At 58.9% G+C, this 22,033-nt stretch carries 19 protein-coding genes and 1 tRNA gene; 5 read left to right on the top strand and 15 right to left on the bottom strand.

All coding sequences use genetic code 11. The features are described 5' to 3' along the window. Positions 1-8 precede the first annotated feature (8 nt). Together RBR41_RS09090 and nifH are read right to left on the bottom strand one after the other, a co-directional pair. Positions 9-326: a P-II family nitrogen regulator gene (locus tag RBR41_RS09090; protein ID WP_320352260.1), complete on the bottom strand. Its 318-nt coding sequence runs from the start codon at positions 324-326 to the stop codon at positions 9-11. A 142-nt stretch (positions 327-468) separates the two neighbouring features. Beyond that, positions 469-1,296 carry a nitrogenase iron protein gene (gene nifH / locus RBR41_RS09095; RefSeq protein ID WP_179979775.1) on the bottom strand — a complete coding sequence of 276 codons (828 nt, stop codon included), beginning with the start codon at positions 1,294-1,296 and terminating at the stop codon, positions 469-471. A gap of 605 nt (positions 1,297-1,901) precedes the next feature. Between nifH and RBR41_RS09100 the strand changes: the two genes are divergently transcribed. Together RBR41_RS09100 and RBR41_RS09105 are read left to right on the top strand one after the other, a co-directional pair. After that, positions 1,902-2,603, top strand: a complete 702-nt coding sequence (locus tag RBR41_RS09100) for a Fe-only nitrogenase accessory AnfO family protein (RefSeq protein WP_320352261.1) — start codon at positions 1,902-1,904, stop codon at positions 2,601-2,603. A gap of 32 nt (positions 2,604-2,635) precedes the next feature. Continuing rightward, positions 2,636-3,334 (top strand): glutamine amidotransferase, encoded by a 699-nt coding sequence (locus RBR41_RS09105; protein WP_320352262.1) that lies wholly within the window; start codon positions 2,636-2,638, stop codon positions 3,332-3,334. A 346-nt stretch (positions 3,335-3,680) separates the two neighbouring features. Here the strand turns inward: RBR41_RS09105 and RBR41_RS09110 are convergent, their stop codons facing one another. The 3 genes from RBR41_RS09110 to RBR41_RS09120 form a co-directional block, all read right to left on the bottom strand. Next, entirely contained in the window at positions 3,681-4,919 is a 1,239-nt protein-coding gene (locus RBR41_RS09110; protein ID WP_320352263.1) for an MFS transporter, read from the bottom strand. 142 nt (positions 4,920-5,061) lie between these two features. Further along, on the bottom strand, positions 5,062-6,648 hold the full coding sequence (locus tag RBR41_RS09115; RefSeq protein ID WP_320352264.1) for a D-aminoacylase: 1,587 nt from the start codon (positions 6,646-6,648) through the stop codon (positions 5,062-5,064). 164 nt (positions 6,649-6,812) lie between these two features. Continuing rightward, on the bottom strand, positions 6,813-8,153 hold the full coding sequence (locus RBR41_RS09120; protein WP_320352265.1) for a D-serine ammonia-lyase: 1,341 nt from the start codon (positions 8,151-8,153) through the stop codon (positions 6,813-6,815). Positions 8,154-8,283: 130 nt separating this feature from the next. Between RBR41_RS09120 and RBR41_RS09125 the strand changes: the two genes are divergently transcribed. Further along, the gene (locus RBR41_RS09125) at positions 8,284-9,198 is read left to right on the top strand and encodes a LysR substrate-binding domain-containing protein (protein WP_320352266.1); all 915 of its coding nucleotides are present in this window, start codon (positions 8,284-8,286) and stop codon (positions 9,196-9,198) included. Positions 9,199-9,409: 211 nt separating this feature from the next. On the opposite strand, the gene RBR41_RS09130 is transcribed toward RBR41_RS09125, so the two are convergent. The 10 genes from RBR41_RS09130 to RBR41_RS09175 all read right to left on the bottom strand — a co-directional run bounded on the left by RBR41_RS09130 (position 9,410) and on the right by RBR41_RS09175 (position 19,009). Then, complete coding sequence (locus tag RBR41_RS09130) at positions 9,410-10,159, bottom strand: ABC transporter ATP-binding protein (RefSeq protein WP_320352267.1); 750 nt, start codon at positions 10,157-10,159, stop codon at positions 9,410-9,412. Beyond that, the gene (locus RBR41_RS09135) at positions 10,152-11,207 is read right to left on the bottom strand and encodes an iron ABC transporter permease (protein WP_320352268.1); all 1,056 of its coding nucleotides are present in this window, start codon (positions 11,205-11,207) and stop codon (positions 10,152-10,154) included. Before RBR41_RS09135 ends, RBR41_RS09130 begins: the two co-directional genes overlap by 8 nt. Further along, positions 11,194-12,279 (bottom strand): ABC transporter substrate-binding protein, encoded by a 1,086-nt coding sequence (locus RBR41_RS09140; RefSeq protein ID WP_320352269.1) that lies wholly within the window; start codon positions 12,277-12,279, stop codon positions 11,194-11,196. The genes RBR41_RS09135 and RBR41_RS09140 overlap by 14 nt, the downstream gene beginning before the upstream one ends. Next, entirely contained in the window at positions 12,264-13,022 is a 759-nt protein-coding gene (locus RBR41_RS09145) for a class I SAM-dependent methyltransferase (protein ID WP_320352270.1), read from the bottom strand. Before RBR41_RS09145 ends, RBR41_RS09140 begins: the two co-directional genes overlap by 16 nt. Then, positions 13,010-15,208, bottom strand: coding sequence for a TonB-dependent receptor (locus RBR41_RS09150; RefSeq protein WP_320352271.1), 2,199 nt, complete (start codon positions 15,206-15,208; stop codon positions 13,010-13,012). Before RBR41_RS09150 ends, RBR41_RS09145 begins: the two co-directional genes overlap by 13 nt. Positions 15,209-15,585: 377 nt before the next feature. Beyond that, a complete protein-coding gene (locus RBR41_RS09155; protein WP_320352272.1) occupies positions 15,586-15,783 on the bottom strand; it encodes a hypothetical protein in 198 nt (65 codons plus the stop codon). A 408-nt stretch (positions 15,784-16,191) separates the two neighbouring features. Then, positions 16,192-16,267: transfer RNA gene (locus RBR41_RS09160), tRNA-Thr, on the bottom strand. Positions 16,268-16,337: 70 nt separating this feature from the next. Continuing rightward, the gene (gene yjgA, locus RBR41_RS09165) at positions 16,338-16,973 is read right to left on the bottom strand and encodes a ribosome biogenesis factor YjgA (RefSeq protein WP_320352273.1); all 636 of its coding nucleotides are present in this window, start codon (positions 16,971-16,973) and stop codon (positions 16,338-16,340) included. 8 nt (positions 16,974-16,981) lie between these two features. Continuing rightward, positions 16,982-17,893, bottom strand: coding sequence for a UbiA-like polyprenyltransferase (locus RBR41_RS09170; RefSeq protein ID WP_320352275.1), 912 nt, complete (start codon positions 17,891-17,893; stop codon positions 16,982-16,984). Positions 17,894-18,178: 285 nt separating this feature from the next. After that, positions 18,179-19,009 (bottom strand): MogA/MoaB family molybdenum cofactor biosynthesis protein, encoded by an 831-nt coding sequence (locus RBR41_RS09175; RefSeq protein WP_320352276.1) that lies wholly within the window; start codon positions 19,007-19,009, stop codon positions 18,179-18,181. Positions 19,010-19,161: 152 nt separating this feature from the next. Here RBR41_RS09175 and queF point away from each other — a divergent pair, with 152 nt between their 5' ends. Further along, the gene (gene queF / locus RBR41_RS09180) at positions 19,162-19,662 is read left to right on the top strand and encodes a preQ(1) synthase (RefSeq protein WP_320352277.1); all 501 of its coding nucleotides are present in this window, start codon (positions 19,162-19,164) and stop codon (positions 19,660-19,662) included. Between the two features lie 464 nt (positions 19,663-20,126). Beyond that, entirely contained in the window at positions 20,127-22,010 is a 1,884-nt protein-coding gene (locus RBR41_RS09185) for a lipid II flippase MurJ (protein WP_320352278.1), read from the top strand. Positions 22,011-22,033 lie beyond the last annotated feature (23 nt).

The following is a 22,033-nucleotide window of genomic DNA, read 5'->3' on the forward strand; positions in this document are numbered from 1 at the left end:
GTGGCCTCCTAGACGCCTTCCTGGCCGGTGCGGATGGTGAAGACGGTATCCACAGGGGAGACGAAAACCTTGCCGTCGCCAAAATTGCCTGTCTTGGCCTGTTTCTGCACCACCTCCAGCACCTGGGGAACGTGTTCGTCCTCTACCACGAGCATAAGCAGGTTCTTGGGCAACTCGTCATAGTGTACATTGCCGCTGTCTATGCCTTTCTGCTTGCCGCGGCCGAATGCCTGGATCCTGGTCAGGGCCACAAAGCCCGAAGCGGCGAGGGCATCCACCACAAGTTCCGTGCTCTCTGGTCGTATGACAGCTCGTACCATTTTCATGTGGCGCTCCTTTATAGAATTTTGCACTTGAAACAGTCGCTTTACGGCGAGCAACGCGCGCCTGCGCCTCTTTCGTGGCGAGGATTTGTGCGCAAATCCTCGCAGAACAATTGACTCACTTCATTCGTAAATTGCTCTGGCGTTAGTCGCTGATGCCGTACTTCACGACCATGGCTTCAAGCTGGTCCATGGTCAGGGGCTGCGGGATGACAAAGTTCTTGTTGTTGATGATTTTTTCACCCAGCATGCTGTATTCCTGGGCCTGATTGACGGAATCGTCGAATTCCGTGACGGTTTTTTTGTTGAATTCCGCCTTCTGCACAATGTTGTCGCGCGGGACGAAGTGGATCATCTGCGTGCCGATGGATGCGGTGAACTCTTCAAGAAATTCTTTTTCCTTGTCCACGTTTCTGCTGTTGCAGATGATGCCGCCGAGGCGCACGCCGCTCTGCTTGGCATACTTGAGAAGCCCCTTGCAGATGTTGTTTGCGGCGTAAATGGCCATCATTTCACCAGAAGCCACGATGTAGACTTCCTGGGCCTTGCCGTCGCGTATGGGCATGGCGAAGCCGCCGCACACCACGTCGCCCAGAACGTCAAAGAACACAAAATCCAGATCGTCCGTGTACGCGCCCTGATTTTCCATAAGGTCAATGGCCGTGATGACGCCGCGTCCCGCACAGCCAACGCCGGGTTCGGGGCCGCCGGATTCCACGCAGAGGATGTCCTTGAAGCCCTTCTTCACGACCTTGTCCAGAGTGACCTTTTCAGCGCCCAGGGCACGCAGGGTGTCCATAAGCGTTTCCTGCGGCTTGCCGCCGAGAATGAGGCGGGTGGAGTCGGCCTTGGGGTCGCAGCCGTGGATGAAGATCTTCTTGTTGTGAAAATGGGCCATGGCGGCCGCAGTGTTCTGAGTGGTGGTGGACTTGCCGATGCCGCCCTTGCCGTAGATAGCGATTTTGCGAGGCATAAGCGTACTCCCGCCGGGTTCCGGCTGTTTGAGGCAGGGGCCAGGCTTGGCCCTGTCGTTGTTTGCAGCCGTAATTGCATCGGGTGTGCCAGTTGCGTTTGTTGTGTATAACATGCTTGATTAAATGTGTTTTTCATAAAAATGTTCGTATTGGTGTGTACTGATGGGTACACATCACGTAAATTCGTACATTGTGGTACATTTTTCATAAAAAATAATATATTATGGTATGTTATGGGTTCACTCTTTTTTATGAAAACGGTATCTCCACGCCAGGGTGATTCTATAACATGCTAAAATATAAATATATTTTTTAACGGAGGTTCAGCATGGGCCAAACGTGGACAGGGCTGTTTGTGCGCCTGGGTACACATTTTCTGTGTGCGGCCCACAGGCGGGGCAGGCGGGGGCAGGCGGGAGGTGAAAAAAACTGTTTTATGGCACGAGAGTCAGGCCAGGGGCGGTTTTTGGCAAAGCTTGTCTGAAAGCGCACGGTTTTTGCAAATCAGTCTGCCAGACATTGTCGTATGGCCGGGGCACTAGCGCCAAGGTGCAGAAGTGCCCGGCCGCAGGCATACATAGACAGGCAAAAAGCGGGAGGCTTTATGACCACGTTGCTCGATGGAGGCAGAATTGCAGTCTTTATGGATGGGGCCGGAGAGCTTGCGGCTCCTCCCACTGCCAGTGTTGTGTCAGTGTACGCCAGGGGTGAAGACGGATGGCAGCCGGAGAGCGAAATAGGTTTCGCCCTGACTGGTCAGGAGAGCATCGGCGGCCTGCGCGAAAAGCTGGATCATCTGGTGCAGACTCTGGGCGCTTGCCGCATACTGGTGGGCACGGACGACAATGGAGCCCTGTACGGCATGCTGGATGCCCTTGGCTTCAACATCTGCGTCATGGACAGGTTTGACGCTCTTGCCCTGGAGGCCGTGCGCGGCAGCGTGCTACATGCCCTGCGCAACCCCGTCGCACCGTCGTCGCGTCCTGCTGCCAGCACGCCGCGCGAGATAGCGCCAGGACGGTTTTTTCTCGATATGGTGGAGGCCAAGGAGGTTGACCCCCTGTTCACCTCGCGGGAAGCCATTCTGGTCTTCTTTGAGAAAAAACCCTTTATCCAGTTGCAGGTTCGCTGTGATCATCCGCCGCGCTGGCTGGACAGCTTTGCACTGCTGACCGGGCTTGAAACCAGCAGGGAGACACTGGAGTCCGGCCTTACCCTGCTTACCATAAACCATCCGACAGGGCGCGATCACGCCACGCTCACAGGGCAGAAATGGTTTGACGCGGGGGGCTGTTCTTGTGGATAACGGGGCTGTAACGTACTGCCTGTGAGGGAAATATGAAACGTTGTGTTGCCGTACAGCATGTGGCTTTTGAGCATTTGGGCGTTTTTGAGCAGCCTTTGAAAGAGGCCGGCTATGACGTGACCTACGTGCAGGCCGGGGTGAGCCCCATGACCAGCGATTTGTGGAAGGATGCGGATCTGGCCGTGGTTCTGGGCGGCCCCATTGGCGTTGGCGAAGAAGACATCTATCCCTTCCTGCTTGACGAGCGGGCCATGGTGGCGGAGCGGCTGGCCTCGGGCAAGCCCTTGCTGGGCATTTGCCTTGGCGCGCAGATCATGGCCGCCGCCCTTGGCGCAAAGGTCTATGCCGGGCCGAAAAAAGAAATAGGCTGGGGCACGGTGGACGTGACCGCAGCGGGGCTGCGCGGCCCTCTGGCGGAGCTTGCCAGTGCCCCTGTGCTCCACTGGCACGGTGATACGTTCGATGTCCCGGCAGGATACGAACTGCTGGCCGCAACACCTTTGACGCCGCATCAGGCATTTTCCTGCGGTCGCGGCCAGCTTGCCCTGCAATTTCATGCAGAAATGGATGCAAGGCTTATGGATACCTGGCTTATCGGCCATTGCTGCGAACTGGCCCAGACCGGCAACGACCCCCGCACCATACGGGCGGACGCGCTGCGGCTGGGACAGGCCGCCCGCACGGCGGGGCTGAACTTCATACGGCGCTGGCTGGCTGAAGAAGTTGCCTGAGGGCGCGACCCCTGGAGATAGGTTTTTTGCGTTGTCGTGGCGCTGGCGGCAGCGGAAGCAGGCGTTTGTCACAGGGAATACGTGTCCTGTTTGTGCGTGTTCCCGGCCTCGTTCACAGCGCTCGCAGCTTGGTAAATGAAGTTGTCGCCTTGCGCATGGGCACGAAATAAAACCAGCACCATTCCCGAAGGAGTGGTGCTGGTTTTTCCGGTCTGGTCTGCATCATGGGAGCAGTAGCAGGCAGCCGGATTTCAGCGGATGGATTTGCCAAAATACTTGCGCTGTTAAGAGCCGAAGCGAACTCGCCGTAAACTTTGAGGATGCATATTCTCAAAGGTAAAATGCTCTAATGATCAGCCGCCTTCCTGATGCGCGTTGAGAGCAGCGCGGCTATGACGAGGCAGCCCACAAAGAGGTTGAAGACGATGGTATAGTTGTTGTCAGTTATGGAAAGTATGTAGCCCACCAGCAGGGGCGACAGGAAGCCCGCGATCTGCCCGGCCGTATTGACTACGCCAGCTGCGGAACCAACCATTTCCTTGGGCATGACGGCCACAGGCAGGGTGAAGATGGCTGAAAGGCCTATGGTGATGAAAAAGAAGCCCACCATTTGCGCGGCAATGGCAAGATTGCCCGAAGGCGCGATGGCCGTGAGGTAAACGAAAACAGCCCCGATGACGGCCCCGATCACAACGGGCATTTGCCTGGCATTACGGAAGAACTTGTCCGAAATGTGGCCGCTGAGGTAAAAGCCGATGGTTCCCATAAAGAAGGGCAGCGAAGCCCCCACACCCATTTGCGAAAGGCTGAATCCGCGCGATTTGAGCAGATATGTGGGCAGCCAGCTTGCAATGCCCCAGAAGGCGATGTTGTAGAAGAACAGTGTGAAGAAGCACCACCACACGATGGGCATCCTGACCACATCGCCGATGCCGCGCTTGTGCGTGACGGCGGGTGTGGCGGCTTCGTCCTCGGCGTAATCAGCCAGTTCTTCCTTGCTCATGTGCTTGCTTTGCTGCGGCGTGTTGGACACAAAAACCCACACCAGCAAGGCAATGATAATGCCGGGAACAAGCAGGCTCAAAAACACGCTGCGCCAGCCCCAGGCCGCAACCACGCCAGCCACGAACAGCGGGGCCAGGGCGGGTCCAAGCGAGTTGGTGGTGAGCATGAAGCCATTGGCCCGACCGACTTCTTTTTTGGGAAACCACGCCGCGATGGTTTTAAACGCCGCAGGCGGAAAAACGCCTTCGCCAAGGCCAAAGGCCACGCGGATGAGAATCAGCGGGTTCAGGCTTTTGGCAACGGCCGTCAGCGCCGTGAAGACGGACCACCAGGCAATGCCAAAGGCCATGACCGGGCGCGAGCCGAAGCGGTCGGCCAGAATGCCGCCGGGAATTTGCAGGATGGCGTAACTGAAGAAAAAGGCGCTCATGACGCCGCCCATTTCAAGGGTGGTCAGGCCGAATTCATCCGCGATGAAGGGGATGGCCGTGGCCATGACCATACGGTCCATGTAGCAGAGCAAATAGGTCATGAACATGATGACCAGTACGGTATACCGGTATTTCCATCTCTTGGGCATGGAGCACTCCTCATAGGTATCTGTTGACGTTGCCTTCACATCCTCTATCCAGTCCCCGCGCCTTCCGGCTCTTCCGCCCCCGGAAAAGCCGGAAAGCTATTTGCGGGCAGGGCGGCGAAGCGTTCTCCGCCGCCTCCCCCCGTCAGCGCGCCCGGTAAACCCTGCCGGACGCCGCGCCGGTATATATATTGTCCGTCATGGCTATGCGGCCGTTGACGATGACGTGCCGTATGCCCTGGTTGGGGGCGTAGCTGTCCTTGATGAAGTCGGCCGTGTCCGTGACCGTCGCCGCGTCAAAGAGCACGATGTCCGCGTCATAGCCTTCCAGCAGCAGGCCTTTGCGGGCCAGACGCATGCGCCGGGCGGGCAGGGAGGTCATCTTGCGCACGGCTTCGTCCAGGCGCAGCACGCCCTTTTCGCGCACGTAATGTCCCAGCACTCTGGGCATGGTGCCCATGATGCGCGGGTGCGTCTTTTTGCCGCCGGGCACGTAGATGCCGTCAGAGCCGAACATGCCGTTGATATTGCGCATGACCGTGGCGATATCCTCATCAGATATGCTGAAGTACACGGCCACCACATCCAGATTATTGTCCGCCAGCAACTGGAAGGCGGCGTCCATAGGTTCAAGGCCACGCGCGGCGGCGTATTCCGACACGCGGATGCCCACGGCCTCGGGGGTCGCGTCGGCCTTGATGACAAGAGTTCTGTCCATGCCCACGTTGCGGGCGTAGTTGTCCCAGATTTCCGTGGGATTCATGATGGTGTGGCGCACCTGATCGCGAAATTCAGGCGTGCGCAGATTGTTGACAAGCTCGGACTGGTCGCTCAGCAGATAGCTTGGCGGCAGAATGGTGTTGAGGCCGGTGCAGTTGGCGTTGTAGGGGTACTGGTCAAAGCCCACGGCCACGCCTTGCGCATTGGCTTCTTCAATAAGACCAAGGGTGGTATTGACCTTGCCCCAGTTGGAAAGACCCAGCGCCTTGTGGTGCGAAATGTTGACAAAACAGCCCGAAAGCCGCGCCAGGTCAATGGCTTCTTTCACCGATTCCACAACCCCGTCCGCTTCGTCGCGGATGTGGATGGTCATGATGCGGTCGTAGTCGCGCAAAACGCGGCACAGTGTCACAAGCTCGTCCTGCGAGGCGATGTTTCCCGGAGGGTAGAGCATGCCCACAGACATGCCCACGGCCCCGCTTTGCAATGCCTCGCACAGCATGCCGCACATGGAGTCCAGCTCTTTTGCCGTGGCGGGGCGGTTTTCCATGCCCGTAACGGCAATGCGCAAGGCCCCGTGTCCTACCTGATAGGCCAGGTTGATGGCGTGGGGCCGGGCTTCCATGGCGCGCAGAAAATCATCAAAGGTCAAAAAATCTTTGAGATTTTTTGGCGGGGTGAGCAGCGCCATGGCGGCGGCCAGTTCAGTTGCATAGTTGGGCGAAACCGGGGCCAGGCTCAGACCGCAGTTGCCGGAAACGTCGGTAGTTACACCCTGCGACAGTTTGGCGTGGGTTTCTTCATCGGTAAGGGCATAGCCTTCGTCATGTCCGTGAGGATCAATGAAGCCCGGCGTGCAGAACAGCCCGGCGGCGTCAATGGTTTGTGCCGCCTCGCCCTCCACACGGCCCATGGCCACGATGCGCCCGTCCTGTACGGCCACATCGCCCGGTTGCCAGGGGTTGCCCGTTCCATCAAGAATGCGGGCGTTTTTTATCAGGATATCCAGCATACGCACCTCCACGTTAGAGCAATTAACACTTGAAATACTCGCTTACGGCAGGCAAAAGCCTGCCTGCTCGCATTTCGTGACAAGGATTTTCAAGGAAATCCTTGCAGAGCAGTTGACTCATTTCATTGGTACTCTGCTCCAGTGTCAGAAAAGCATGGTGAGATTCAGTACGGCGTCGCCTCGGCAGCGCATTTTTCTCCCATGGCCAGATATGTTTGCCGTTCCTGAGCGGGCACAAGGCTGCCGCCCGTGCACCAGACAAGATGTGTGCCTTGCGCCGCATGGGGATGCGGGCCAAAGCCGCCGTGCGCCACGTGGCGCACACCGGGAAAACCGGCCAGGGCCGAAGGCTCGAGAAAGATTCCCTCGGTCTGGAACAGATGGTGCAAAAGCAGATACAGGGTTTCGTCACGCATGGTGTACAGCCCGCTCACAAGGGAGCGCATGGCGCGGCACACCAGGGCAGAAGGGCGCGAAACCGCAAGGCCGTCGGCAGCGGTTTTTCCCGGCAGGCCCAGGTCCTGACCGGAAATGGCGTCGTCGCGCCCGGTAATGAGGCCCAGAATCACGGCAGGGGCTTGGGTCGGCTCCGCAAAATAGCAGGAAACCGCATCCCCGAAGGCCAGTTTGAGGCCAAAGGTCACGCCGCCGGGGCCACCGCCCACGCCGCAGGGCAGATAGACGCACAGGGGATGCTCCGCATCGGGGCGGATGCCTGCGTCCTTGAGCTGCTGCTTGAGGCGAAGCCCGGCCACCGCATAACCAAGAAAGAGATCGCGCGAGCTTTCATCATCCACAAAGTGGCAGAAGGGATCGGTGGCCGCCAGGGCGCGCCCGGCCGCCACAGCCTTGCTGTAGTCTTCGGGATATTCCACCACGGTGACGCCGCGTTGGCGCAAAAGGTCCTTTTTCCACTGGCGGGCGTCGCCCGACATGTGCACGGTGGTTTTAAAGCCCAGAGCCGCGCCCATAAGGCCCACCGAAAGGCCAAGGTTGCCCGTGGAACCCACAGCCAGCGAATATTTGCCAAAGGCCTCCCTGGCCTCGGGGGTGGCAAGCTTGCTGTAACAGTCGCCGGGCTTGAGGATGCCGTTTTTGAGGGCAAGGCGTTCCGCCAGGGCCATCACTTCGTAAAACCCGCCGCGTGCCTTGATGGATCCGGATACCGGCAACTGGCTGTCCAGCTTGAGAAAAAGCCTGCCCTGCAAGGGGAGGCTCCACAGGTCTTCCAGCCGCGCCCGCATGGCGGGCACTTCACGCACGGGAGATTCAATGATGCCGCCACGTTCGGCAGTTTCAGGAAAAACCTGGGCAATGTAGGGCGCAAAGCGCTCAAGCCTGGTCATGGCGTCCAGCGCGTCTTCAAGCCCGAAGGGATTATTGGTCGCGGCTTCGACAAAGGGACGCAGCCCGGGGTTTGTCCAGCACACCGGTTCGCCTGCAGCCATCAGGCGCAGCAGGGGGTGTTCTTGTATCAAATTTTCTAATGTGTTATATGAGCTCATGGGGGGATGCTCCAAAAAGGTTTTGCATGTGATACATGCTGGTATGATTCTACCTGTTTATGCACCTTGGTGTATTTCTGTGATGACGACAAACGAAAATCTTTCACGTACGCATTAGGAAAACTAATCCATGGACATGTCCGTACTGCTGGACGTCATGCCAGCCGTGCCCTTTTTTCTGTCGGCGGCGCGGCATCTGAGCTTTACCAGGGCCGCGGCGGATCTGTGCGTCACCCAGGGCGCTGTGAGCCACCGCATCCGCCAGCTTGAAGAAGCGCTTGGCTTTCCGCTCTTCCACCGTTTCCCGCGCAGGCTCGCGCTGACCGGCGAGGGCGAGCGCCTGTACGATATTTTGCAGAGGCCTGTGTGGGATCTTGAGAATGAAATCCGGCGGATACGCCATCTGGGCCTTACGGGCACGCTTATGGTGCACTGCCCTCCGTCTCTGGCCGGAACATGGCTTGTGCCGAGGCTTTACGACTTCAGGGCGCAGCACCCTGGTGTGGAAGTGCATTTACGCTGCCGTAATGATCTGGTGGACTTTGAGACGGATTCGGTGGATATCGCCATTTTTTATGGCGAGGTGCCTGATTCGCGTCTGCATGTCATTCCCTTGATGCAGGAATTTGTGCTGCCCGTGTGCTCGCCGGAATATGCCAGGGCCATGCAGTTGCCCGATAAAGGCAAGGACGGCCTCAAGGAGTGCCTGCTGCTGCACGACAACACCCCCTGGCCCAACAGCCAGTATTATGACGAATGGCAGCGCTGGGCCGAGAAGTGCGGCGTTACGGGGCTGAACGTTCAGAGCGGCTACAGCTTTGACAGGTCGGAACTGGCGGCCATGGCTGCGGAAAACGGCCTGGGCGTCGCCCTTGGGCGCAAGCAGCTTGTCAGCGCGGCACTGGCGGCGGGCAGGCTGATAGCCCCGTTCGGGGAAGAACTGCTGGCCACGCAAAGCTATCAATTGGCCTTGCGCCATGAAGACGTACACCGTCCGCGCATTGTCGGTTTTGTAAACTGGCTGCAAAGCATGACCGGCGCGTAGTGCCACGTTCATTCGCTGGCGCCATTTTCGCTGCCGCATGGTCGGGCCGTGGTTGCCTGAAACTTGAGCTGTACACAGATTCATGTACACAGTTCCATGCGCACAGATTCCCGCGCACAGATTCCCGCGCACAGATTCCCGCGCACAAGAACCAGACGGGCCACTGCTTTCGCAGTGGCCCGTCTGGTTCTTGTGGAGCCCTTGCGAACTGTCAGAACAGGGCATACGGCACGCCATCAATATGGCGCAGGGTGATGGCAATGCCGTAAACTTTCGAGAGGGAGCTTGCGGAAAGCGCCGAAGAAGGCCCGGAAAAAATTGTGCGGCCCTTGTCCAGCAGCAGAACCTTTTCCGCATAGCGCATGGCGTAATTCAGGTGATGCAGTACGATGAGCGTACACATGCGACGCTTTTGGGTTACGCTCATGATGCAGTCGAGAATCTCCACCTGGTTGCGTATGTCAAGATGGTTTACAGGCTCGTCCAGAATGAGAACAGGAGCTTCCTGCACCAGGGCCCGCGCTATGAGCACCTTTTGCAGTTCACCGCCGCTCAGGCGGGTTACGCAGGTGTGGCGCATGCCATCCAGGTTGAGTTCCGCCAGTACGCTGCGGGTCTTTTCCTGGTCATCTTTTGAAGGCAGCCAGTTCATGTGGGGTTTGCGTCCCAGCAACACGGCGTCAAAAACACTGCACGGCACAGGATGGGTGGCCTGCGGCATGTACGCTATGTGCCGGGCGCGCAGGGTTCGGCTCATGTTTGTCAGGGAAGCCCCGTTAAAGGTGAGGGCCTGGCATCGCGAGGGCACAAGCCCGGTGATGGACTTGACCAGCGTACTCTTGCCCGCGCCGTTGGGCCCGATGACTGCCAGCATTTCTCCCTTGTTCAGTTGCAGGGACACCTGATCGAGAATAGTGCGCCCATTGCGGGCCGTTACCGTGATGCCATGCGCGTCAAGCATTGCTCGCAGCCCCCCTGAAGAGAAGAAAGAGAAAGACGGGTACGCCGGTAAAAGCGCAGATGATGCCTATGGGCAGCAGGGTAGGATAGAGCAGGCTTTGGGCCACAAGATCCGCTCCCAGCAGAAAAAGTGCGCCAAAAAGCGCCGCCGCCCCCAGCAGAAAAAAATGTCCGGCATGGGGAAAAACCAGGCGTATCATATGCGGGGCCACCAGGCCCACAAAGCCGATGACGCCATAAAAGGCTGTGGCAAAGGCCGCCATGACCGAGGCCATGAGCAGGGAGGCAAAGCGCAGTTGCAACACGGAAACGCCAAGGGCCTGGGCCTGTGTGTCGCCCCAGCGCAGCGTGTCGTAATCAAGGCTGCGGCGCAGGGCGTACAAAAGGCCTGCCAGCATTGCGCAGCCCACCATGATGGCTTCGCGCCAGCTGCCCTTGCTGAGATCGCCGAATGTCCAGTACACGGTGGCGGCTACCTGACTGTCCGAAGCGAAATACTGCAAGGCCATGGTGGCTGCGCCGAAAAAGGTGGAGAGCGCCACCCCGGTGAGAATAAGCCCCTGTGGTGTCATGCCCCGCACCAGGGAAAAGGCCAGGATGAGCAGGGCCGCGAAGAACGAGCCCGCAAAAGCGCCCAGGGCCACAAGACTCACCCCCCCGAAACCCGCTGTGGAGGCCAGGGTTATCATGGCAAAGCTGGCACCGAAGGCAGCGCCCTGGGAAAGGCCAAGGGTGAAGGGCGAGGCCAGGGGATTGTTGAGCACATTTTGCAGGATGGCCCCACTCACGGCCAGAGCCGCGCCCACGGCCAGGGCCGCCATGATTTTGGGCAGCCTCAGATGCAGGACAAAATAGCGCAGCGTTTCATCGCCGCTACTGGAAAAGAGCGCGGCCAGAATGTCCGTCCAGCTGCGTGATACCGCCCCAAGCTTCATGCCCACAAGGCCCAGCACGGCAATGCCCGCCACCAGGGCCAACAGAAAAAGGGAGCGCGCGACGTATATGTATCTACAGGAGGCGGGCGGGGACGCCTGGTCAAGGGGCTGCATGGGCAAGTCCTTTGTCGGTAAGGTGCAGGCGGCCCACAGGCCCGGTGATGCGCACCATCTCCTCGTACAGGGGCACACCGTTGAAAAGGACAAATACTTCATCGGCCAGAGCCTTGAGATCCAGCCCGGCATAGGCTTCAGGATAGGCTGCCTTTGCCATGAAAAAAGCATTGATATACATAATTTCCGGTGTATTGAAGATGGTCGTGTGCGGCAGCAGCAGCCATGTGTTGCCCGAGGTCATGGCCTTGAGCCGCTGATAGTAGTGCGGTTCGGCCTTGATGTTCTCCTGGATGAGGGGCAGGCCGTTGGCATCAATAAAGATGAGGGGCGGGTTGGCCGTGAGCAGGAATTCCTTGTTGATGAAACAATTGCCCTTGCGCCCAGCCGTATCCGCAATATTGGCGATGCCCGCCAGCTTCAGGGGCAGAAAGTCCCCGGCGGTGCTCTTGATGTCCTGATTGCCCTTGTAGGAAAGCCCGCCCACGTAGGCCAGGGCCTGTTGCTGCGGCACAGGGTGGTTGCGCAGGCGGCCCGTCAGGTTACGTACGCCCGCCGTGAGTTGCGCCGCCTGTTCCTCCCGGCCCAAAACCCTGCCCACAAGGGCGAGGGATTCAAGGTACACATCCTCATTGTACAGGGGCTGGCCCTGGCTCAGAGCCAGGACTGGCACGCGCAGTTTACGCTGCATGAGCTCCGGCTCGCTGGGGTCGCTCGTGATGATGAAGATCACGTCGGGCTTGAGGCCTATGATGCGCTCAAAATCATATCTTCGCGCCGCACCGGCCTTGCCCACCACGGGCAGATCCCGGAAGCGATCCCTGTTGGCAATGATGTAGGGCTTGGCCAGGGGGGCCTTGTCGATATCTTCCACAGCGAGCACCATGTCCTGTGCCCCCAGCGACGTGATGAAGCCCATACTGCATCCCAGGGCCAGTATCCGGCTGATGTGCTCCGGTTCCGGCACGTCCACCCGACGCCCGAGGGCATCGGTAACGGTGGACGCGCCGGCGGGAGCTGCCGGAAGGCACAGGAGAAGCAGCAGAGCAAGAATGCTCAGCTTTTTTTCCATATGAGTATCTCGAGATTGTAATCGGTGCTTTCAGCATACTGACCTGAAGGCTGGCGAAAAGCCTCCAGATAGGTTTCCAGAAAAGCCGCGTCTGGCGTGACGCCATGATCCTGCAAGCTGGCGATGCAGGCCGCCTGCATATCCGCGCGGGATGTAAGGGCCGTGCGCGTGCCCCTGACGGGCACGGTCGTGTATGACAAACCCTGGGCGTCCAGCCATGCGCGCATATTGGTCACGTCATTGTGGCGTTTGGTCTGCACCTTGTAGTGGTCAAAAAGCCCGCGGAGCACGTCAGTGAACATGTGTTCGTCAAAACCCACATACACCACTTCATCCAGGGCGTAGTCCATGAGTTTCTGGCGGTTTTCGTCGCTTGCGACCGCAGGCGTCATTGAGGCGAAAACACTGTCGAACTTCTGCTCAGAGGCAAATGCGTCCCATCCGGCGCACACGCATTCAATATTGGCAAGGCCCTGGGCCTCCGCGTCTTCCTTGAGGATGCGGAGCATCTCGTCGGAAATGTCCGTGCCCAGTACCGAGGCCGCCTCCCTGGCGATGCGGATGGTGAACTTGCCGCTGCCGCAGCCCACGTCAAGCACGCTTTTGCCTTTAAAGTCCACGCCGTGTTCGTGCGCCAGACGCAGTACCCATGCCTCAAGCCCGCCTTCCCCTTCCTTGTAGCGGGGGTAATCCTGGGCGCGGCTGTTCCAGTACTCGCGTCCCCCTTTTTTTACAGCTCCCATTTCAAGCTTACTCCTGCGTTGAATCCCAGTGCCGGGTAGCCCCAGCTTTCTTCATATTGGGTGTTGGTTATGTTGTCTGCGTAGGCTTCAAGCGTCAGATGTTCGTCAACCCGATACCGCAGGCTGGCCCCAAGAGTGGTGTAGGGGTGAAGCGTGTCCTTTTGCGGGGTGACCGTGCTGACGTAATAATTGCGTTCGCCCACATAGGTAAGGCTGGTGTCCAGCGTCCACTGGTCGTTGATCTTCCATTCCGCGCTGGCAACAGCCTTCCAGTCGGGGATGTAATCCAGTTTTTCCAGAATGTTGTTGGGGTCTGCCGGGTCATTGTGTTTTTTGCTGTCCTGCCGGGTGACGGCAGCGCGCAGCATGAGGCAGTCGATGGGGGCATAGCCTGCGCTCAGGGTAGCGCCATAAATTTCTGCATCCATATTGTAAACGCCCTGAATACTCGAAGTGCTGTTGGGTATGGGAACGCTTTTCTGCATGATATAGTCTTCAATATTATAGTAGAACCCAGTCAGCTTCACAAAGCCCGAATTGGAAAAGGCGTATTTGTAGGCCAGGTCGATGCCGCGTGCGGTTTCGGGCTTGATGTATTTGTCCTTGAGGTAGGGCACAACGCTGCTGGCAGCTTGTGCCGCGTGCAGCAGTTCCGGGCCTGTGGGCGTGCGAAAGTTCTGGTACACGGCGACCGAAGCCGACTGGTTTTCCGTAAAGTCATAGGTCAGCATGAACTTGGGCGAAACCTTGTCTTCAAAAAAGCGCTTGCCCATTTCATCCGAGCTGTGGGAGTAGCTGTCGTAACGCAGGCCGAAGTCAAAGGTCAGGACGTCAAAGGCCGTGAATTTGTCGGCGAAAAAGATGCCAAAAACGTCGGCCGGGGATGTGGCCTCGCTGCTGGCCATGTTGCCTGTCCATTGGTTGGGCCCGGCCTTGTTGTAATTGCGGTCCACGTACTCCACGGAAATGGCGCCGGGTTTGACCTGCTTGTATTCGATGCCGGTCAAAAGGGCATTGCCCAGCACTTCAATGCCGGTCTTGAATTTGTAGCCGTAGGACTGATCCATGACGAGGTTTCTGTCGAGCACCAGGGAGCCTTCAGGGGTGAGGGACGAGTTGTATTTCATTCCATTGGGGCCGCCCGGAAGCAGCGCACGGGCGGCATTGTCCGCATAGTTCTTTTCGCGGCGGCTTTCATAGTTTTTGAACACCATGGCTTCAAAGAATCCCGTGTCCAAAAATTCCTGTCGGTAGGTAATGTCCATCATATGACGGTACTTGGTCCAGTGCGCGTCATCACCGATGACCGTCATGGCCGGGGTGGGCGTGCCGCCGGAAAAAGTTTCGCCGCTGGCGAGGGGATAATCGCTGTCAATCTTGGTGTTGTAGCCGGGCAGGTTGGGGTTGGCATCGTTATTGGGCACACCATCGGCCCGGTTGGATCGGATGAGGCCGCGCTCGGTCTGGCTGTAGTTGTAGCCGAAAATGAGCTCGCCACGCCAGGGAAGATCAAGGTATACCTTGGGGTTGAAGTGGAAAGCATTGTAGTAGTTGTTGCGCAGGAAGGGATCGGCATGCTGCTGGCTGAGGCCCAGACTCACCCCTACCGCATTGAATTTCTGGGAGTATGTGCCGCGCACGTTATGGAAATCATAGACATCGCCCCAGCCGCCCATGGTGGCGTAAAAACTCAGATAGGGGTCTTCTTTGGGGCGGCGGCTGAAGGCATTGATGACGCCGCCGAGGGCCGCGTTGCCATATTCTACGGAACTGCCGCCCTTGAGGATCTCTATGCGTTCAATATTGTCCAGAGGGATGGTCCCGAAGTCCATGTAGCTGCCGCCCACGGAGCCGGTGGAACCGATGTTGCGTCCGTCCAGATTGAGCATGATGCGTTTGGAGTCCATGCCGCGAATGGAAATGATGTCGTTGCTGTCGCCAAAGGCGGATCTGCGCTTGAAGGATACTTCTGGATCGCGCACGAGAAAGTCGGCAATGGTGTTGCTGCGGTTGTTTTCAACTACCACGGCGGAGGATCCATGCAACTCTTCCCGCTTGTTTTCATCAGTGACGGTTATGGTGTCGAGCACGAACACGTCCTGCATAAGGTTGTCCTTGCTGGCCGCCCCGGCGGGCAAAGGCACAAGGAGAAAGGCAAGGAATGAAAGGCACAGGGTCTTTTTCATTGATTACCTCTGGCTTGCGGTGATTTTCAGCGGGCGGCCGACCCGGGGAGCACCGTCGCAAACATATTAAAAAGGTGTTACTCGAAAGCCGCATCATTGCATGCAATAAGAAGGAGGAGTGGAAACCAAACAAGTTTTCACACTTCACATTTTGCAACTGCCGTGTTTTCGGCACCTTGGCATAGAGGATGGGGAGTGTCAATAAAAATGAAATTCTTTTTCATTAAAGAGACAATATTTTTTTCTGCAAATACCTGTCTGTGAATAGTGAATTAGAATTGTCATGAATGGATTTTCAGAATATTTGCATCAATTTTTTTCTATTCTACGTTTGTTTAATAGAAAAAAATGTCTCCATAATAAATTATAAAGATATTTTATGTGTATACATAAAAAACACTTGTGGGCACGACCTTGCCGAAGCTTGAATCCGGCGGGCAGACCCCCCAAGCTGGCTTTTTCATGACCACGAATACTGCTGCATCGGGTTTATGGTAAGGAACATGAAGGCCTTCGGTTGGCAGAAGTCCTAAAATTTCCGCCGTGGGCAAAGCCAGAGCAAGCCCTTCTGCCATTATTGGGTTCATGTGGTTCATTTGAATATGAATTTGAAATTCAAATTATTGATATTCATAATCAGTCTGTTCTTTAGTGTCAACGCAAGTTTTGAAATGGATTAAGTCTACTATTTTACTAAGATTCAAAAAAGGGCGCAGCACAGCAACAGGACACGCAATGAGGGGTAATGAAAACTTTTGTTGGAAAGGATGTTATTGAAAATCTTGCCACGAAATACGAACAGGCAGGCTTTTGCCTGCCTGTTCGTATTTCAAATGATACATGTTCTAAAGGAAAAACACGGCCTGTCATATCCAGTCATGTCATATCTTGGAAAAGCTCTTGGCTGTGGGGCGCTTGCCCGAGAGCGAAGATGCGCACAAAAGAAAACGGGTCACTGCCAAGGCAGTAACCCGTAACTTTCGTGGAGCCCTTGAGCAGGATTGAACTGCTGACCTCATCCTTACCAAGGATGCACTCTACCGACTGAGCTACAAGGGCGTTGTAACGAAGAAAGCTTTTAGCGTATGACTTCGCAAGCGTCAAGCATTTTTGCCGGAATGATGCAAAATTATCCCTGTTCCGGGCGCACGTCGGCGGCCTGCGCGGTCAGCAGGCAGTGCAGCGCCCGAAAGAGCGCCCTGCGGGCATGGGGCGCGGCCTTGTCGTCAATTTCCTTGCGGGCCTGAAGCACAAGCTTGCGCAATTCGGTCACGCCGAGGGGCTGCTTGCCCTTGGGCCGTGGGGCGTGCCCTTCGTCCCCATCCGGGTCGGATTCGGGCACAGCGGGGCGGGGCAGGCTTTGCAGCAGGTCGTCCAGCTCGGCTTCGGGTACGGCAAGCAGGCGCTCACGCCACTGCTCGGCCCTGTGCAGGGCTGCGGTGGCTGCCGCCGAGGTTTCCTTGCGCTGGTCAAGGGCGGCCCGGATGGGTTCCGCATCGGCCTCGCGCATGAGGCGGCCGATATACTGCATCTGGCGGCGGCGTCCTTCATGGTCGCGAAGTCGGGCATACAAGGTCAGGGCCTCGGCAAGGTCTGGCGGCAGATTCAGGGCCTGCACTTCCTGCGGGGCAAGATTGGCCAGTTCCTCGCCCAGGGCTTGCAGGGCGAGACTTTCCCGTTTTTTTGCAGAGCGGCTGGGCTGTGAAAAATCCGCATCGCCGTTTTCGTCCTTGGCGTGCCATTGGTACTGTTTTTTACGTGGCATGAAATGTCCTACAGGTAAATGCCCAAGACAACGCCGATCAGCACCACGGGCGAGATGATGCCGTTCAGCGTGAAAAAGGCCGTGTTCACATGCCGCAGGTCCTGCGGCTTCATAAGCCTGTGCTCCACAAAGAGCATGATGGTGATGCCAAGCCAGACGACATACCAGGGCCAGTGCAGACCGGCGGCAAAACCGGCGAGCAGCAGGAAGATGGACGTCATGGCGTGGGAAAAGGCCGCCAGTGCCAGCGCCGTTTCTGCGCCGCAGGTGGCGGGGATGGAATGCAGGTCAAAGGCCATGTCAAAGTCCATGTCCTGAAACGCGTAGTAGATGTCAAAGGCGGCCACCCAGAAGGTGACGGCCAGAAACAGCAGCAGGGGGGGCAGGGTCAGGCTGCTCGGGCTTACCGAGAGCCAGCCCGCCAGCGGGGCCAGGCCCAGGGTCGCGCCCAGCCAGAAATGGCACATGGGCGAAAAGCGTTTGAGTATGCTGTAGATGGCGGAAAAAATGAGCGCGGGAACAGACAGCCACAGGCAGACCTGATTGATGCAGCCGCAGGCCACCACAAAGATGATGGCCATGAAGGCGCAAAAGCCCCAGGTCTGTCTGGTGGTGATGGCTCCGGTGACCAGGGGGCGGTTTTGCGTGCGCGGGTTGTCGCGGTCAAAGGGCAGGTCGACCAGGCGGTTGAAGGCCATGGCGAATGACCGTGCCGCCACCATGGCGATGGTCAGAAAAAAGAGGCTCCACAGCGGCGGCAGCCCACGGGCAGCCAGCACGGCTCCGGCCCAGGCGTAGGGCAGGGCAAAGACGGAATGCTCGATCTTGATCATGCGGCAGATGTCGGTAAACTTGCCGAAGGGCGCTGACAGGGCGTCCACAGACAGGGACACCCCGCCAAGGGGATTTTTGAAGCGCATGGTTTCTCCTTGAGGCGATTTCGTATGCAGGACGCGCATTCCTGATGTCCGTTCCCGCCCGACTGCTGGCATATGCCTGTGTGCGGCGCGGCCGCAGGATAAAAACTGTCCCTGGGTTGGCCGGCAACCCGGAAAATATGGATATGCTGTGTCGGGCCGTCTAGAGCATTTAACACTTGAAATGCTCGCGTACGGCAGGCAAAAGCCCGCCTACTCGCATTTCGTGGCAAGGATTTTCAGAAAAATCCTTGCAGAGCATTTAACTCATTTCATTCGTAAACTGCTCTAGCCGCCGCAGTCGTTCATGTCGCCCTGAAGCTTGCTCAGGGCGTGGGGCAGGGCGGGCAGTACGGCTGCCAGATTTTCAACAACCGCCTTGCGGCTGCCCGGCAGGTTGATGATGATGCTTTGCCCAAGTATTCCCGCTGCGGCGCGCGATATGATGGCGTGCGGCGTTTTGGCCATGCTCGCCGCAATCATGGCCTGGCTGAAGCCGGGCAGACTGGCGTCAAGCAGGGCTTCCGTGACCTGGGGCGTGATGTCGCGCGGCGACAGGCCCGTGCCCCCGGTGGTGCAGATGATGTCATAGCCGTGGCTCAGGGCCAGCTCCGTGAGCAGGGCGCGCAGTTGCACAGGCTCATCGGGCAGCACGAAACCCTGGCTGTGGCACAAGGGCATGGCGGCGGCCACGGCCTCGGCAATGGCGGGGCCGCTCAAGTCCTGGCGCATGCCGCGCGAACCCTTGTCCGAAAGGGTTACCCAGGCCAGGCTGTGCCCGTCCTTGCGGGGGGTCAGTTCCAGCGGCCCTTCGGGCAGATCGGTAAGCGCCGTCAGCAGCAGACAGTGTGCGGCAGGGTGCATGGAGTCAGTGACGCAGACCTGGGCCGCGCCGCCCTGACAGACCGGCATGGCCAGCCAGGCCCTGCTGGTCACTTTGAGCAGGGCTGTGCCGCATGCGCCGCAAAGGGTGGTTCCTACCGTGAGCGTGGGCAGGGCCCACTGCTCCGGGGCCATGAGGCCATGGCCCGCCATGTGCCCGTCAAGGGGCACGCCCGCGGGCAGAAGCGGCAGGACTTGCCCGCTCTGGCAGGCGTGTAGGTGCATTAGAATATTCATGCATGCTCCGGAAAATCCGCATGGCTGGTATCGGATTCAAGTGTATAATAGAATATTGTAGCCGCAAGCGCGATGGGTTACAAGTCCCATACGCGCCCGCACCGTCTCGGTTTGGGATGGCGCGGGGCATCTTTTTCAAGGAGTTCAAAGTCATGACCACTCGTAGCCAGGATCAGACCCAGGACCTGAAGGTTCTTGGCACAGGCCGTCTGAACGCCCCGGAAGGGGGCCCGAGCGTGGCCCAGCTGGAGGCCTTTCCCAATTGTTTTCCACAGCGTCCCTATGTCATCAGCATCAGCTTTCCCGAATTCACCTCGCTCTGTCCGGTGACGGGCCAGCCCGACTGCGGCACCATCACCGTTGAATACATCCCCGACGAGCTTTGCGTTGAGTCCAAAAGCTTCAAGCTCTACATGTTCGCCTTTCGCAACCATCAGTCCTTTATGGAAACCATCACCAACAATGTGCTGGATGATTTGCGCACACTGCTGCATCCCTGCTGGTGCCGCGTCAAGGGCCTGTTCGCGCCACGCGGGGGAACGCGCATCCACGTGTTCGCCGAATCCTTCAAGGATATGCCCGAAGAGCAGAACGCCCTTGTGCGCGAGGTCGTGCGTTCCTGGAAATCCGAGCCGGACCCGCATCGGCCCTAGAGCCGGTTACCTTTGAGAATATATTGTCGCAAAGGGTTCGTCATGTCCGTTCTGGCGCGGTACGCGGGATATAGTGCGCGTACCGTCGTCACGCCAGGGCGCTGCAGGGGCTGTCAGATCGGGTGACCGTCTGACGGCCCGCGTCCGGCCCCCGCCGGGTAACGTCCCTGGCGGACGTGCCTGCTGGACGTGCTGGCGGATGTGCCTGGCGGACGTGCTGGCGGATGTGCCTGGCGGACGTGCTGGCGGATGTGCCTGGCGTATGTGTCTGGCGTATGTGTCTGTTCGGTGCTCCTGGCGGGCGTTTCTGGCGGGAATGTCTGGCAGGAATGTCTGGCGAAAATTCGTGGCGAAAATTCGTGGCGAAAATTCGTGGTGGAAGTGGATGGCGGGAATATCAGGCGCGCTGTAGCCACGGCGGCACTTGAAATGACGGTTCCAAACCCGGTTTGCAGGCCATGTCCATGCACAGTCAGCAAGAAAATACGCCCAACTCCGGCCTGGCCCGCACTGCGGCCCTTCTGGGCGGTTTTGCGCTTTTTTCCCGTTTGCTGGGGCTTGCGCGCGACATGAGCATGGCCTGGCTTCTGGGCGGGGGCGCTGCTGCCGACGCCCTGGTGGCGGCCATGCGCCTGCCCCACGTGCTGCGACGTCTGCTCGGCGAAGGTTCCCTGTCCATGACGCTTACGGCCAGTCTGGTGCGTTTGCGTCAGGGCTACGGATTCCCCAACGGCCTGTGCCTTGATGCCGATGGCGCGGCGGAAACATCCGGCACCGAGGCTCTGCGGCTTTTGGCCCGCGCCATGTCGCTGCGCCTTGGCCTTATACTTTTGTTGCTGACCCTGCTGGGCCTGGCGGCTGCGCCCTGGCTGGCGCGAATGCTGGCGCCCGGTTTCAGCGGCCCGGAACTGGAGCGCACCGTGGTGCTGCTGCGCATCTGCCTGCCCTATGTGCTGGCGGCGGGCATGGCTGCGCTGGGCATGGCCCTTCTGCACAGCATGGGCGTATTCTGGCTGCCCGCTTTGTCTCCGGCTTTGTTCAATCTTGTCATGCTGCTTGCCGCCGTGGCGGCGGCATTGGGGCTTTGTCCGCCCGCCGAGGCGCTGGCGGTGGGCATGCTTTGCGGCGGCTTGGCCCAGTGGCTGGCGCAATGGCTGGCGGTGCGCCGCCTTTTGCCACAAAATGCGCCCCGTGCGCATGCTGCGGCTGCCTGTGAGGGCCGCACAGGCGCGCAGCCAGGCACGAGTGCGGTGGATGCCCGTGCGGAGCGTGAAATCACGGCTGGCGCGTGGCGCTGCCTGGCCCTGCTGCCCGGCGGGGTTCTTGGAGCAGCCGCGCCGCAGCTTGCCATGCTGGCCGCCATGATGCTGGCTTCGGGACTGGGTCAGGGACAGGTGGCTGCCCTGTATTATGCCGAACGGCTGCTTGAACTGCCTCTGGGGCTCGTGGGCGTCTGTCTTGGCATGGCCAGTTTGCCGACCCTGAGCCGACTGGCGGCGGCAAAGGATTTTACCCAATTTTCGTCGCAGCTTTCCACGGCCCTGCGTCTGACCGTCATGCTCAGCTTGCCCGCTGCCGCCGGATTGTGGGCAGTGGGGCCGCAACTGGTCACGGGCCTGCTGGGGCACGGCGCTTTTGACAGCCAGGCCGCCAGGGACACGGGCCTTGCCCTGCTGGCCTATGTGCCCGGCCTGCCCGCCTTTGCCTGCAACCGTTCGCTGCTGGCGGCCTGCAACGCTCTGGGGCTAGTGCGCCGTACGGCCATGAGCGCCTTGTGGGCTGTGGGCGGCACGCTGGCCGCCGGGCTTGTCCTGGCCCGCGTTCTTGGGCCACAGCACAGCGGTATGGCTCCGGCGCTGGCCGTGAGCCTTGGCCTCTGGCTGCAGTGCGGCCTGCTGCTGCGCCTTCTGCAAAGGGCATTGCCGGACGGGCCAAACGGGCCAGGCGGGCCAAAAGGGCCAGGTGGGCCAGGTGGGCCAGGTTGGTCAGGTGGGTCAGGTGGGCCAGGCGGGCCAGATGAGAATGACGGGCCAAAAGGGCCAGACGCGAATGGCGGCGACCAGATGCCGCCTGCAGAATCCAAGCGTTTTTGCATGCCGCCCTGGCTGCCCGGCTGGAAGGATATGTGGCGGCACGTGCTGGCCGGGGGGCTTACCGGCCTTGCGGCCGGGGCGCTTGTGCGTTTTGCGGAACCTCTGGGGCTGTGGGCGTCGCTCTGTCTGGGCATTTCGGGCGGCGTACTGGCCTGGATGCTGTGCCTGGGGATTTTGCGCGATCCTGATATGGCCCTTCTGGCAGGCCGCTTGCGCAAGAAGGCGCGCGTCCCTATAGTTGATGGCAACGCCTGAGAGGGCGCGCAATCCGCCTTTTG

The organism is Desulfovibrio sp. (assembly GCF_034006445.1).
Classification (GTDB): Bacteria; Desulfobacterota; Desulfovibrionia; order Desulfovibrionales; family Desulfovibrionaceae; genus Desulfovibrio.